The sequence below is a fragment of the Pseudomonas sp. NFPP25 genome (genome assembly GCF_900116505.1).
GTDB lineage: Bacteria > Pseudomonadota > Gammaproteobacteria > Pseudomonadales > Pseudomonadaceae > Aquipseudomonas > Aquipseudomonas protegens.
In genome coordinates this window covers 40,952-53,640 of sequence record NZ_FPBG01000008.1, presented here as the reverse complement: position 1 = coordinate 53,640, position 12,689 = coordinate 40,952, and the positions used below count along the sequence as shown (strand labels likewise).

General features: G+C 65.7%; 13 protein-coding genes. 8 read left to right on the top strand and 5 right to left on the bottom strand.

Going from position 1 to position 12,689, the window contains the following annotated elements:
- Window positions 1–41: 41 nt before the first annotated feature.
- Both BM382_RS27695 and BM382_RS27690 read right to left on the bottom strand, forming a co-directional pair.
- Window positions 42–1,070 carry a purine-nucleoside phosphorylase gene (locus BM382_RS27695; RefSeq protein ID WP_072444686.1) on the bottom strand — a complete coding sequence of 343 codons (1,029 nt, stop codon included), beginning with the start codon at window positions 1,068–1,070 and terminating at the stop codon, window positions 42–44.
- An 87-nt stretch (window positions 1,071–1,157) separates the two neighbouring features.
- Window positions 1,158–2,114: a nucleoside-specific channel-forming protein Tsx gene (locus BM382_RS27690; protein ID WP_072444684.1), complete on the bottom strand. Its 957-nt coding sequence runs from the start codon at window positions 2,112–2,114 to the stop codon at window positions 1,158–1,160.
- 262 nt (window positions 2,115–2,376) lie between these two features.
- Between BM382_RS27690 and BM382_RS27685 the strand changes: the two genes are divergently transcribed.
- Genes BM382_RS27685 through mnmH form a run of 3 tightly spaced genes read left to right on the top strand, consistent with a single transcriptional unit; the run spans window position 2,377 to window position 4,950 of the window.
- Window positions 2,377–2,778, top strand: coding sequence for a nuclear transport factor 2 family protein (locus tag BM382_RS27685; RefSeq protein ID WP_239690425.1), 402 nt, complete (start codon window positions 2,377–2,379; stop codon window positions 2,776–2,778).
- Window positions 2,779–2,821: 43 nt separating this feature from the next.
- Window positions 2,822–3,856 carry a selenide, water dikinase SelD gene (selD, locus tag BM382_RS27680; protein ID WP_015635068.1) on the top strand — a complete coding sequence of 345 codons (1,035 nt, stop codon included), beginning with the start codon at window positions 2,822–2,824 and terminating at the stop codon, window positions 3,854–3,856.
- Complete coding sequence (mnmH, locus tag BM382_RS27675; protein WP_072444682.1) at window positions 3,856–4,950, top strand: tRNA 2-selenouridine(34) synthase MnmH; 1,095 nt, start codon at window positions 3,856–3,858, stop codon at window positions 4,948–4,950. The genes selD and mnmH overlap by 1 nt, the downstream gene beginning before the upstream one ends.
- A gap of 84 nt (window positions 4,951–5,034) precedes the next feature.
- Here the strand turns inward: mnmH and BM382_RS27670 are convergent, their stop codons facing one another.
- A complete protein-coding gene (locus BM382_RS27670; RefSeq protein ID WP_072444680.1) occupies window positions 5,035–6,090 on the bottom strand; it encodes a permease in 1,056 nt (351 codons plus the stop codon).
- A gap of 367 nt (window positions 6,091–6,457) precedes the next feature.
- On the bottom strand, window positions 6,458–7,234 hold the full coding sequence (locus BM382_RS27665; RefSeq protein WP_011060579.1) for an IclR family transcriptional regulator: 777 nt from the start codon (window positions 7,232–7,234) through the stop codon (window positions 6,458–6,460).
- 171 nt (window positions 7,235–7,405) lie between these two features.
- Between BM382_RS27665 and BM382_RS27660 the strand changes: the two genes are divergently transcribed.
- From BM382_RS27660 to BM382_RS27645, 4 genes are read left to right on the top strand one after another with little or no spacing between them, the layout of a single operon-like run.
- A complete protein-coding gene (locus tag BM382_RS27660; protein WP_015635071.1) occupies window positions 7,406–8,176 on the top strand; it encodes an ABC transporter substrate-binding protein in 771 nt (256 codons plus the stop codon).
- 60 nt (window positions 8,177–8,236) lie between these two features.
- A complete protein-coding gene (locus tag BM382_RS27655) occupies window positions 8,237–8,893 on the top strand; it encodes an amino acid ABC transporter permease (RefSeq protein ID WP_011060581.1) in 657 nt (218 codons plus the stop codon).
- Complete coding sequence (locus tag BM382_RS27650) at window positions 8,890–9,636, top strand: amino acid ABC transporter ATP-binding protein (RefSeq protein ID WP_011060582.1); 747 nt, start codon at window positions 8,890–8,892, stop codon at window positions 9,634–9,636. The genes BM382_RS27655 and BM382_RS27650 overlap by 4 nt, the downstream gene beginning before the upstream one ends.
- Entirely contained in the window at window positions 9,633–10,922 is a 1,290-nt protein-coding gene (locus BM382_RS27645) for an NAD(P)/FAD-dependent oxidoreductase (protein ID WP_019094198.1), read from the top strand. The genes BM382_RS27650 and BM382_RS27645 overlap by 4 nt, the downstream gene beginning before the upstream one ends.
- Here the strand turns inward: BM382_RS27645 and BM382_RS27640 are convergent, their stop codons facing one another.
- On the bottom strand, window positions 10,923–11,597 hold the full coding sequence (locus tag BM382_RS27640; RefSeq protein WP_170866359.1) for a histidine phosphatase family protein: 675 nt from the start codon (window positions 11,595–11,597) through the stop codon (window positions 10,923–10,925).
- Window positions 11,598–11,824: 227 nt separating this feature from the next.
- Here BM382_RS27640 and BM382_RS27635 point away from each other — a divergent pair, with 227 nt between their 5' ends.
- The gene (locus BM382_RS27635) at window positions 11,825–12,529 is read left to right on the top strand and encodes a glutathione binding-like protein (RefSeq protein WP_072444678.1); all 705 of its coding nucleotides are present in this window, start codon (window positions 11,825–11,827) and stop codon (window positions 12,527–12,529) included.
- Window positions 12,530–12,689: the final 160 nt, after the last annotated feature.

The following is a 12,689-nucleotide window of genomic DNA, read 5'->3' as shown; positions in this document are numbered from 1 at the left end:
CCGGCAAGCGGAACGCCGCCTGGCCGCTCCCGGGAGAGAAATCAGGTCTCGGGCACGCCCTTTTCCCAGGCCGACCAGTTGCCGAGGATGTCCTGCACCAGGGGGTTGCCCGCCCGGTAGAGGTTTTCCAGGGCCGGGACAAAGCCGCCCTGGTCGGCGTACTTGAGCAGGTTGTCCACTTCGCTGGCCCCCGGGGCCGGGCGGTCGAAGTCGGAACCGGCGCGCACCACCGCCAGGCGCTGAATGTCCAGCAGGCCCTCGCGGCTGGCCCGCAGCAAGGCTTCGTAGGTGGAGTTGTCTTCCTGCTGGGTGGTGCAATAGGTGCCTTTGTTGTCGGTCAGCAAGCGGGTCCAGACCTCCGCGCGTTCGCTCAGGCGGGTGCCGGAAAACCAGGTGTTGCCCGCCAGGGTGTCGCAGCGGGTCACCACCGGTGGCTGGTTGGCCGGGGCCTTGGGGTATTTCAGGCGCCAGGCCACCGACTCCTTGCTCTCGCTCAGGGCCACGTTGCGGCTCAGGGCGAAGGCCTTGGCCTGGAGCTTGGGGTTCAGCTCGAAGACTTCGGTCTTGTAGTCCAGGGGCGGTTTTTCGTTGGGCCCCTTGGTGTTGATCCCCAGGTAGCCGGTGGGCCAGCCCTCGGGCGCATCCCGGGAGTCGATTTCCCACTGGGTGCCGAACTCCACCAGGTAATGGGCCCAGGCGGCGGTGCCGATGGTGCCGTGCTGGGGGCTGATGCCGGCGATCCCGGCAATCAGGAAATAGCTCTTGCGCAGGTCGAATTTGGGCGACAGCGCCAGGGCCAGGGTCGACGCCGCGGCATTGGTCTGGCCCATGCCCGTGGTCAACAGGCACACCTCCCGGTCGTTGCAGCGAATCACCGGATACTCCGCCGCCAGCCCCGGCACGCGGATCTCGCGCTTGAGCTCCAGGCGCTCGATCCAGTGCTGCGCTTCCGGCGCGAACATGCTGATCAGCACCACCTTGGGCTTGATCGGTGCCTCACTGGCCCAGGCGCCGCTAGCCACCAGTGCACTCAAGCCCAGTCCCCACGAAATCTTTTGAATCCCACGCATACAACCTCCATGACTGCCGTTAACCGGCGCTTATCCTGCCTGATCCAGGTTGCAACTCATCGCAACCGTTCTTGTCTTGCCGCTGCTTTAAAACTGATAGCCAACCCCGGCGTAATAGCCCCAGCCATTGGAGCGGGCGCGGAATTCTCCGTCGCCGAAATTCAGCACGCTGCCGTCTTCCCAGTTGCCGCCGTTGTGGAAGTAGCGGCCCACCAGGGTGAAGCGCAGGTGGGTGAAGGAATAGAGCAGCACGTTGGTGGCCACCGTGGCATTGGCGGTGCGCGCCGGGTTGTCCCTGTGCAGGTCGGAGCCGAAATCGAAATTGGTGAAGCCGATGTAGGTCAGCGAGGCGCCGTTGCTGAAGCTGTCGATGGGCACGATGTATTTCAGCTGGGCGCGGTAGCCGTCCCAGGAGTATTCGTTGCTGGCGCCGTAGTTTTCCCACTGGTAGCGGCCGTAGAAGTTGGCCGAGAGGTTGACCCGCGAATGGGTGTCGATGTCGGTGCCCAGGCCGCTGTACAGGGTGTTGGCGCGGTTGGCGGTACGGCTGCCGTGGTCGTAGATCCAGTCGAAGGCCACGTACCACTCCTTGAACGGGCCGATGGCCAGGCTGCGGCCGGCCAGGTAGTCGATGGAGATTCGCGGCTCGTGCTCCATGAACAGCGGCGAGCCGTGGTCCCAGATGCCCTTGTCGTGGCTGTTGCCGATGTCGAGGATCTTCGGCAGGTCGATGTAGCCGTACAGCTCGAAGGGGCCCTTGCGCCCGAAGTATTCGTATTCCAGGTAGATGTCGTCTGCCGGGCGCGGGCCGAAGCTGATGTCCTTGCTGCCGATGAGCATCAGGTCCTGGTTGTACCAGTCGGAGAGGTAGGCGCCCTGTTTGGCCGGTTGCACATCGGCGCTCAGGCTTTCGCCCTGGGCCGAGTCGTCCGCCGGGGCGGCGGGGGGCTGGGCGAAGGCGCTGGGTAGACCCGTAACGCCGGCCAGCCACAACGAAACAGCCAGGGTACGGCAGGACGCATGGCGTCGCAGAGGGTTGAGCATGGAAAGTCCCTGTTCTTGCAGTGTGAAGTCCCTTGTGCTCGACACTTCGAAAGAAGGCGGCGAACACCCACAAAATTACAACTCGCAAACGTTTGCATATGGCGTACCAACTTGAAACAGCGGCTTGCGACAAAGGCGTGAATGGCCGCGGGATTGGCGCTTGGGGCGGGGTGCGTGCCGATGGCGGGGAGGGCCGGACGCTGCAGGCCTGGGCAATGCCCGGCCCCCAGGCCCGGCGCTGGTGCAGGCGAGCAATGCTAGAGTGCGCCACTTACCCGCCACCACCTCGGGAGTGACCATGGAGCTGTCCGACCACCTGCTGATGCTTGAACGCCAGTTGCAACAGGCCGAAGTGCGTGCCGATCGCCAGGCGCTGGAGGCCTTGCTGGCCGATGACTTTCTTGAATTCGGCGTCAGCGGCGGGCGCTGGGACAAGGCCCAGGTGCTGGCCAGCCTGCCGCAGCAGGTGTTCATCGAACGGCGCATCAGCGAGTTCGCCGTGCAGTGCCTGGGGGCCGAGCTGGCCCAGGTCACCTACCTGTGCCATAACGCCGCAGCGCCCGGGCGGGCGGCCAGCAGTGCCTGGCGCAGCTCGCTGTGGCGCTGCCAGGAGGGGCGCTGGCAGATGCTGTTCCATCAGGGCACGCCGCGGCCAAGTGCCTGAGGGCTCTGCTAGAATCCCGGTCCCAGACTTGACGAGGTGCCCCATGAGCGAGCCGATTCGCCTGACCCAGTACAGCCACGGAGCCGGCTGCGGCTGCAAGATTTCCCCCCAGGTACTGGAGGTGATCCTGGCCGGCAGCGGGGCGCAGAACCTCGACCCCAAGCTCTGGGTCGGCAATGCCTCGCGCGATGACGCGGCGGTGTACGCCATCGATGAAGAGCGCGGCGTGGTCTCCACCACCGACTTCTTCATGCCCATCGTCGACGACCCCTTCGACTTCGGCCGCATCGCCGCCACCAACGCCATCAGCGACATCTACGCCATGGGCGGCGACCCGCTGATGGCGATTGCCATTCTCGGCTGGCCGGTGAACGTGCTGGCCCCGGAAATCGCCCGGGAGGTGATCCGCGGCGGCCGTGCCGTGTGCGACGCCGCGGGCATTCCTCTTGCGGGCGGGCACTCCATCGATGCGCCGGAGCCGATCTTCGGCCTGGCGGTCACCGGGCTGGTGGAAAAACGCTTCATGAAGCGCAACGACACCGCCACCGCCGGTTGCCTGCTGTACCTGACCAAGCCCCTGGGGATCGGCGTGCTTACCACCGCCGAGAAAAAGGGCAAGCTGCGCAGCGCCGACATCGGCCTGGCCCGGGACTGGATGTGCACCCTGAACAAGCCCGGCAGCCGTTTCGGCAAGCTCGAAGGGGTGACCGCGATGACCGACGTCACCGGTTTCGGCCTGCTCGGGCACCTGGTGGAAATGGCCGACGGCAGTGGCCTGACCGCGCGCATTCACTACGACCGCGTACCGCGCCTGCCGGGGGTCGAATACTACCTGGACCAGGGCTGTGTGCCCGGTGGCACCTTGCGCAACTACAGCAGCTACGCCGACAAGGTCGGGCGAGTGCAGGAACTGCACAAGCGCGTGCTCTGCGACCCGCAGACCAGTGGCGGGCTGCTGGTGGCGGTAACCCCGCAAGGCAATGCCGAATTCCTGGCCCTGGCGGCGGAACTGGGCCTGGAACTGGCGCCGATTGGCGAGCTGGTAGAGCGACAGAGCCACGCGGTCGAGGTGTTCTGATGTCTCTGGACTGCACCGACTACCGCGAGATCTTCCTCAACGACCGGCCGATGATGGACACCCGCGCGCCGATCGAATTCACCAAGGGCGCCTTTCCCGGGGTGCTCAACCTGCCCCTGATGACCGACCAGGAGCGCCAACGGGTCGGCACTTGCTACAAGCAGCAAGGGCAGCAGGCGGCGATTGTCCTGGGGCATCAGTTGGTGTCCGGCGCGATCAAGGAACAGCGCATCCAGGCCTGGGCCGATTTTGCCCGGGCCCATCCCGACGGCCTGCTGTACTGCTTCCGTGGCGGCCTGCGCTCGCAGATCGTCCAGCAGTGGCTCAGGGAAGCGGGCATCGACTACCCGCGGGTTGGCGGCGGTTACAAGGCCATGCGTACCTTCCTTCTGGACACCACCGAACAGGCGTTGCAGCAGTGTGATTTCGTCCTCCTGGGGGGCATGACCGGCACCGGCAAGACCCAAGTGCTGGGCCAGTTGGACAACGCCCTGGACCTGGAAGGCCACGCCAACCACCGCGGCTCCAGCTTCGGCCGCCGCGCCACCGGCCAGCCGAGCAACATCGACTTCGAAAACCGCCTGGCGGTGGACCTGCTGAAAAAGCGTGAGCGCGGCGTGCAGAGCTTTGTCCTGGAAGACGAGAACCGCATGATCGGCAGTTGCGCCTTGCCGCTGCCGCTGTACCAGAGCATGCAGGGCTTGCCCATGGTCTGGCTGGAGGACAGCCTGGCCAACCGGGTGCAAAGGATCCTCGACGACTACGTGGTCAACCTCTGCGCCGAGTTTGTGGCGGTGCATGGCGAACAGGGCTTCGCGCTGTTCGCCGAGCGCCTGCTGGAAAGCCTGAACAAGATCCACAAGCGCCTCGGTGGCGAGCGGCACCAGCGCCTGTTCCTGCTGATGGAAGCCGCGCTGGCGGAACAGGCCCGCAGCGGCGACGTGGAACGGCACCGGGCCTGGATCGAAGGCTTGCTGGGTGAATACTACGACCCGATGTACGCCTTCCAGCGCGAGAGCAAGGGCGCGCGGATCGAGTTCAGCGGCGACCACGGCGCCGTGCTCGATTACCTGCGCCAGCGCTCACCGCGCTGATTCGTTCGCCGGCAAGCCGGCTCCTACATGGGCAGCTCCCACCGACCGTAGGAGCTGGCTTGCCAGCGAAGGGGCCCTCCAGCCCTACAACAACACCGCACCAATCAACCCGCAGACAATCCCCACCAGCATGGTCAGCACGGCCACGGTCACCAGTACCCGGGCATCGAAATCCTTGCGCAGCATCAGCAGCGACGGCAGGCTGATGCTCGGCAGGGTCATCAGCAGGGCCACCGCCGACCCGGTGCCCAGGCCCAGGGTCATCATGGTCTGGACGATGGGAATCTCTGCCGCCGTGGGGATCACGAACAGGGCCCCGGCGATCGCCAGCGGCACCAGCCACCACAGGCTGTCACCCATGGCACCGTCGATATGCGGAAACAGCCAGACCCGCGCCGCGCCCAGCACCAGTACCGCCAGTACGTAGATCGGAATGGTGCTCCAGAACAGTTGCCACAGGGTCTTGCCCCAGCGGCTGAGGAACGGCTGGTCGTTCACCGTGCTGGCTTCCACCACCGCATCCACCGCGGCTTCGGGCAGTTGCTCGGGGCCGGCGACCCGCTGCGCCACCAGGGACACGCCCAGCACCAGGACAATCCCCGCCACCAAGCGCAGGGCGGAAAAGCCCCAGCCCAGGACAAAGCCCATGAACACCAGGGTCGCCGGGTTGAGCACCGGGTTGGCGATCCAGAACGCCAGGGCCGCACCCACCGAAACCTTCTGCCGGCGCAGGCCAGCAGCCACCGGCGCGGCGCAGCAGGAACACATCATGCCCGGAAGGGCGAACAGCCCGCCGCGCAGGGTCGAGCCGAAGCCGGCACGGCCGAACAGGCGCAGCAGCCAATCCCGGGGAATCAGCACCTGCAGCAGGGAACCCAGGATCACCGCCAGCACCGCAGCCTTCCAGATGGACAGGAAGTACACCTGGGAATAGGCCAGGGCGGCGCTCCAGGGCGAGCTCTGCTGATCGTTGAGGATCGAGGCGCCGATGCTGTGGCTGTCGGCGGCGACAAAGGCCTTGAGGTAGTAGGGCGACCACTTCACGTAATACAGGCCGATGGCGGCGACCAGCAGGAACAGCAGGGGTTTGCACCAGAACGCCCAGCCGCGGTTGGGCTGGGTGGAGGCGAGGTTGGACATGAAAGGTATTCCGCACGAGGACAATAAGCGCGAATTGTAGCCGCTGGCGCTGGCGCGCTGCGAACCGATCTCGTCCGGCCTTGCCTGGCGATCCCCCGTCGGGAGCTCATCAGCCTTGAGAACGCCGCGTCCCTACGGGCCGTTCGTCCGAACGCGGCCCGAGCCTGTGGTAGCGGCTACACAAATCCTTGATCGGCACTGGCCCTGTAGCCGCTGCCGAGCGTCAGCGAGGCTGCGCAAAGGCCCGCAGGGCCTTGCCTGGCGATCCTCCGTCGGAGCGCTGTCGGCCTTGAGAGCGCCGCGCCCCTTCGGGTCGTTCGTCCGAACGCGGCCCGAGCCTGCGGCAGCGGCTACAGGAGAGTGATTTTCAGAGGGTGCGAATCGAGGTGCGGATGGCCCGGGCGCATTCGATCACCGAGGGCGCGAGCTTGCGTTCGGCTTCTTCCAGGGTCCAGCGGCTGCTGGGCACCACCACGTGCACCGCGGCCACCGGCAAGCCCTTGCCGTCGAGGATGGGCGCGGCTATCGCCATGTCGCCCAGGAACAGTTCTTCCGGGTTCAGGGCATAGCCGCGGCGCTGGGTGGCGTCGATCTCGCGCTGGATCTCGTCCAGGTCGGTGCGGGTGTGCCGGGTGTGGGCCTTGCGGTCGCTGGCCTGGAGGATCTGCAAGGCCTCGGCGGCGGGCAGGGCGCTGAGGTAGGCGCGGCCCGAGCCGGTGCAGTACATCGGGATACGACTGCCGATGGGCATGTGGATGGGGATGAACTTGGGCGCCACGAAGCGCGCTACATAGACCATGTCCAGGCCATCGGGCTCGGTGAGGTTGGTGGTTTCCCCGGTGACCTGGGCCAGCTCGGCGAGGAAGGGGTTGGCCACGTCCACCAGGGTGTCGGCTGCCAGGTAGTTGTAGCCGATCTCCATCACCCGCGGGGTCAGCTGGAAGCGCTTGGTCTGCGGGTGCTTACGCACGTAGCCCAGCTGTTCCAGGGTGTGGATCATGCGCTGCGCCGAGCTTTTGTTGATGTCGGCGGCCGTGGCGATTTCCGCCAGGTTCATGGTCCGTTGCGCGGCGTTGAAGGCCCGCAGCACCGCCAGGCCCTTCTCCAGTGACTGGTTGAAAAGGGAGTTGTTGTTATCGCTCATGACCAGTCCTTTCAGGTTATTTTGTGTTTTTAATATCGATATTCGATATTTATAAATCTCTTTACGATTTTTGTAAATTGTTTATAGTCGGGTTCATGCCTCCTGCCTTCCACACCAGAGGCTATCCATCACGGACTTCAAACAATAAAACCGTCCAATGGGAGATTCGCCATGCACACCCGCACTCGCGTCCTTGCACCCGCTGTTTTCGCATTCTGTTGCGCCCTTGGCCTGGGCCTTTCGGCGTCGGCCCAGGCCGAGCCGCTGTACAAGGTCGGGGCCACCGCCACCGGCATTCCCTTCACCTTCCTTGACGTCAAGAGCCAGAGCATCGAGGGCATGATGATCGATGCCGCCCGGGCCGTGGGCAAGGCCGGCGGTTTCGCCGTGGACATCCAGCAGACCACCTTCGCCGCGCTGATCCCGTCTCTGACCTCGAACAAGATCGACATCATCTCCGCCGCCATGCTGCGCACCCCGGTGCGCGAGAAAGTGGTGCAGTACTCCGACCCGGTGTTCAGCTACGGCGAGGGCCTGATCGTCAAGGCCGACGACGCCAGCGACTACCGCCGCATGGAGGACCTGGCCGGGGAAACCGTCGGCGCCCAGGTCGGCACGGTGTTTATCGACGAGCTGAACAAGCGTGGGATCTTCAAGGAAGTACGCGGCTACGACTCGATTCCCGACCTGATGCGCGACCTGGCCCTGGGGCGGATCAAGGCCGGTTTCGCCGACCGGCCGATCCTCGCCTACCAACTGGCCCAGGGCACCCAGAACAAGGTGCGGCTGGTCAAGGGCTACCAGCCGGTGGTCATGGGCGATGTCTGCCTGATCGTGCGCAAGGGCGATGCCCAGACCCTGGCCGAGGTCAATCGCGGGATCGCCGCGATCAAGGCCGACGGCACCCTGGACCGCATCATCGAGCACTGGAAGCTCAACTGATCCAGTCGCGGCCCGGCGCCTGGCCCGGGTCCCTTTCCTGCTGATTAAACGGGTCTCTCCATGTTTCTCCAGAACGCTCTGGACTTCCTGCCCATTCTGTTGAAAGGCGCAGTGGTCACCCTGCAGGTTACCGTTGGCTCCTTCGTGCTCAGCTCGCTGATCGGCCTGGTCTTCGCCTTGATGATGGTGTCCAAGGTGCGCTCGGTGGCGTTGTTCGCCATCGGCGTGGTCAACGTCATTCGCGGGCTGCCGATCATCGTCCAGCTGTTTTACATCTACTTCGTGCTGCCGGATTTCGGCATCCAGCTCACCGCCATGCAGGCGGGGGTGATCGGCCTGGGTATCGCCTACTCGGCGTACCAGGCGGAAAACTTCCGCGCCGGTATCCAGGCCATTCACCAGGGGCAGATCGAGGCCGCCGAATCCATCGGCATGCGCGGGCCGATGATCATGCGTCGGGTGGTGCTGCCCCAGGCCCTGCGCATCGCCTTGCCGCCCTATGGCAACACCCTGGTGATGATGCTCAAGGACTCGTCCCTGGTGTCCACCATCACCGTGGCCGAGATGACCCGGGCCGGGCAGCTGATCGCTTCCTCGACCTTCGAGAACATGACCGTCTACACCCTGGTGGCCTTGCTCTACCTGGCCCTGAGCCTGCCGCTGTCCTTTGCCCTGCGCCGCCTGGAGGCGCGCATCAGCACCCGGAGAAAGCCATGATCCAGATCAAGGGCGTACACAAGAGCTTTGGCAACGTGGCGGTGCTCGAAGGCATCGACCTACAGGTGCACAGCGGTGAAGTGGTGTGCCTGATCGGGCCCTCGGGGTCCGGCAAGTCGACCCTGCTGCGCTGCATCAACGGCCTGGAAAGCTACGAGCAGGGCGACATCCTGGTGAGCGGGGCGCGGGTCGACCGGCAGGCCAAGAGCATCCATGAACTGCGTACCCGGGTGGCCATGGTGTTCCAGCGCTTCAACCTGTTCCCCCATCGCACGGCCTTGCAGAACGTCACCGAGGGGCCGATCTACGTCAAGAAACAGGACCCCCGGCAAGCACGCCTGCGGGCCGAGGCGCTGCTGGAAAAGGTCGGCCTGGCCCATCGCATGCACGCCTACCCGGACGAGCTCTCCGGCGGCCAGCAGCAACGGGTGGCCATTGCCCGGGCACTGGCCATGGACCCGGAGGCGATTCTCTTCGACGAACCGACTTCGGCGCTGGACCCGGAACTGGTGGGCGAGGTGCTGGCGGTGATGCGCAAGCTGGCCGACGAGGGCATGACCATGATCGTGGTCACCCATGAAATGGGCTTTGCCCAGGACGTGGCAGACCAGGTGTGCTTCCTCCACAGCGGGCGCATCGTCGAGGCCGGCCCGGCCCGAACCGTGCTCAGTACCCCGAGCCACCCGCGCACCCAGGACTTCCTGCGGCGCTTGCTCAACCAGGGCGCGGAGGTGCAGGCATGAGCGCATCCGAGCCCCTGCGCATGCCGCCCTCGCTGTGGGCGGCCACGGCCATGCCGGCCGAGCACACCCCGGCACTGGCCGAGGACCGGGAGGTCGATGTGGCGATTGTCGGCGCCGGCTACACCGGGTTGGTGAGCGCCCTGCGCCTGGCCCAGAGCGGTGCCAGCGTCTGTGTGCTGGATGCCGGCGAGCCCGGCTGGGGCGCCTCCGGGCGCAACGGTGGGCAGGTGATCCCCGGGCTCAAGTTCGACCCCGAGCAACTGCTGGCCAAGTTCGGCCCGGTACAGGGCGAGGCGCTGGTCGATGCCGTGGGTGGCGCGGCCGATGAAGTGTTCGAGCTGATCAAGGAACACGGCATTCGCTGCGACGCCACCCGCAAGGGCTGGATCCAGCCGGCGTTTTCCGGCGCGGCGATGCACACCCTGGAGCAGCGCGCCGAGCAGTGGCGCCAGCGCGGCGTGGCCGTGGAGTTGCTGGACAAGGCCGCCGTGAGCCAGCGCATCGGCAGTTCGCAATACCTGGGCGGCTGGGTCGACCCGCGGGCCGGCAGCCTACACCCGCTGAACTACGCCCGGGGCCTGGCCCGGGTGGCGATGGGGCTGGGGGTGAGCATTCACGGCCAGAGCCGGGTCCGGAAGCTGCAGCGCGATGGCGGACGCTGGACCCTGGAGACCGACCGCGGCGCTCGGGTGCGTGCCTCGAAGGTACTGCTGGCGACCAATGGCTACACCGACGACTTGTGGCCGGGGTTGCGCCAGACGGTGATCGCCGCCAACAGTTTCATCATCGCCACCCGGCCGCTGCCTGCCGAGCTGCGCCAGAGCATCCTGCCGGGCGGCGAGGTGTGTTCCGATGCCCGGCGCCTGCTGCTGTATTTCAAGCAGGACGCCCAGGGGCGCCTGCTGCTGGGTGGGCGCGGGCCGTTTTCCGAGCCGCGCCGGGATGCCGACTGGAACCACCTGGAGCGTTCGTTGCTGAACCTGTTTCCGCAATTGGCGGGCGTCCCCATCGAGTATCGCTGGAGCGGGCGCGTGGCCCTGACCCCGAGTTTTCTGCCGCAGTTGCACGAGCCGGCGCCGGGGCTGTCGATCCTGCTGGGCTACAACGGGCGCGGCATTGCCTTGTCGACCCTGCTGGGCAGGCACCTGGCGGCGCGGCTGACGGGAGCGGGGCAGGGTTTTCCTTTCCCGGTCACGCCGTTGCGGCCGATTCCGCTGCACGGCCTGCAACGCCTCTACCTGGGGGCGGGGATCGCCTGGTACCGGTTGCTCGACGCCCTGGGCTGATCAGCTCGGGCAATCCTGCTCGCCGCCGTCCAGGCCCTGTTTGTAGCTCTGGCTGTGCAGGCTGGCCTTGCCGTTGCGCCAGGTCAGGGTCAGCACGTACAGCGAGTCGAAGTCGCTGGAGGCCCAGTCTTCGGTGATCGGCTGCTGTTCGCCCACGGCTTCTTCGGCGACCTTGTTGATCAGCTCCGGCAGGTAGCCGTGGGACCAGGCGGTGTAGATGATCGAGTTGTGGTAGCGGTCATGCAGCAGCTCGTCCGCCAGGTCGCTGGTGTCATTGGCGGCAAAGTCGATGTTCACCGGCAGGCCGAGCTTGATGGCGCTGGGGCTGATGGTCATCAGCGGGCGGATATAGCTGTAGGAGTTGTCCAGCTCGCCTTCCTCGACGTTGCGCGTGGGGTTGGCGGCGAACACGTACTGCGCCTTGCCGAATTTCTCCGGCAGCAGCGAGGCCAGGTCGATGGCCCGGTTCAGGCCCTGGCAGTTGAGCTGCCCGAGGCCGCCGGCGGGCTTTTCCGCGTGGCGCAGGAACACCAGGGTCTGGGTGCCGTCCACCGGTTGCGCGCGGCTGGCGCTGGATTCCAGGGACAGGCACAGGGCGCCGCCCAGCAACAGGGCCGGCAACGGCAGGTAGCGACGGTGCTTGCAGTGGCGGGCAAGGCGGCGGGGCAGGTTCATGGTGCGGTCATTCTTCAAGTGCGATGCGTGAGGCTGACAAACCCATGTTCCCTGTCGTTGCTCATGGCCTGATCGGGCCGTGGCTTATGAGTCCCTGAACGGCTTTTGGTTCGATTGCAGGCAGCTTAAGCGCTGCATGTTGCCGATTTAAGAAAACCCGGCGGATAATTCCCCGCCGTTGCCCATCCGTGGCGCCACCCCCCTTTGATTGAGACTGGAAGCCTGTCATGAGCGATCTTTCCGCCTTTGCCGTCACCCAGAAATGGCCTGCGCAATTCCCTGAGTGGATTCAGTTGTATTCCTTGCCGACCCCCAACGGGGTCAAGGTCTCGATCATGCTCGAAGAGATCGGCCTGCCCTACGAGGCGCATCGGGTCAGCTTCGAGACCCAGGACCAGATGACCCCGCAGTTCCTCAGTGTCAGCCCGAACAACAAGATCCCGGCGATTCTCGACCCCCACGGCCCGGGGGACCAGCCGCTGGCGCTGTTCGAGTCGGGGGCGATCCTGATCTACCTGGCGGACAAGAGCGGGCAACTGCTGGCCCAGGAGTCGGCGGCGCGTTATGAAACCATCCAGTGGCTGATGTTCCAGATGGGCGGCATCGGCCCGATGTTCGGGCAGGTGGGGTTCTTCAACAAGTTTGCCGGCAGGGAGTACGAGGACAAGCGGCCGCTGGAGCGCTACGTGAACGAGGCCAAGCGTCTGTTGGGGGTGCTGGACAAGCACCTGGGGGGGCGCGAGTGGATCATGGGCGAGCGCTATACCATTGCCGATATCGCGACCTTTCCGTGGATTCGCAATCTGATCGGGTTCTATGAGGCGGGTGAATTGGTGGGCATCGACAACTTCCCCGAGGTCAAGCGAGTGCTGGCCAAATTCGTGGCGCGCCCGGCGGTGATCCGCGGGTTGGAGATTCCCAAGGTTTCTTGACGCACGCACGCCCTGTAGCCGCTGCCGCAGGCTGTGCACGAGCGCGCAGCGGTGGCGGCGATCCCAAGAATGCCAGGGGGGTGTCTGGGGGCGCCAAGCCAGGGCCTGCGTACCGAACGCAGCCCGCTCTTTCGCAGCCTCGCCCTGGCTCGGCAGCGGC

Coding starts and splice junctions, on each gene's coding strand:
- BM382_RS27695 (WP_072444686.1), bottom strand. CDS start 1,070: ATGCGTGGGATTCAAAAGATTTCGTGGGGACTGGGCTTGAGTGCACTG.
- BM382_RS27690 (WP_072444684.1), bottom strand. CDS start 2,114: ATGCTCAACCCTCTGCGACGCCATGCGTCCTGCCGTACCCTGGCTGTT.
- selD (WP_015635068.1), top strand. CDS start 2,822: ATGAGCGAGCCGATTCGCCTGACCCAGTACAGCCACGGAGCCGGCTGC.
- mnmH (WP_072444682.1), top strand. CDS start 3,856: ATGTCTCTGGACTGCACCGACTACCGCGAGATCTTCCTCAACGACCGG.
- BM382_RS27670 (WP_072444680.1), bottom strand. CDS start 6,090: ATGTCCAACCTCGCCTCCACCCAGCCCAACCGCGGCTGGGCGTTCTGG.
- BM382_RS27665 (WP_011060579.1), bottom strand. CDS start 7,234: ATGAGCGATAACAACAACTCCCTTTTCAACCAGTCACTGGAGAAGGGC.
- BM382_RS27660 (WP_015635071.1), top strand. CDS start 7,406: ATGCACACCCGCACTCGCGTCCTTGCACCCGCTGTTTTCGCATTCTGT.
- BM382_RS27655 (WP_011060581.1), top strand. CDS start 8,237: ATGTTTCTCCAGAACGCTCTGGACTTCCTGCCCATTCTGTTGAAAGGC.
- BM382_RS27650 (WP_011060582.1), top strand. CDS start 8,890: ATGATCCAGATCAAGGGCGTACACAAGAGCTTTGGCAACGTGGCGGTG.
- BM382_RS27645 (WP_019094198.1), top strand. CDS start 9,633: ATGAGCGCATCCGAGCCCCTGCGCATGCCGCCCTCGCTGTGGGCGGCC.
- BM382_RS27640 (WP_170866359.1), bottom strand. CDS start 11,597: ATGAACCTGCCCCGCCGCCTTGCCCGCCACTGCAAGCACCGTCGCTAC.
- BM382_RS27635 (WP_072444678.1), top strand. CDS start 11,825: ATGAGCGATCTTTCCGCCTTTGCCGTCACCCAGAAATGGCCTGCGCAA.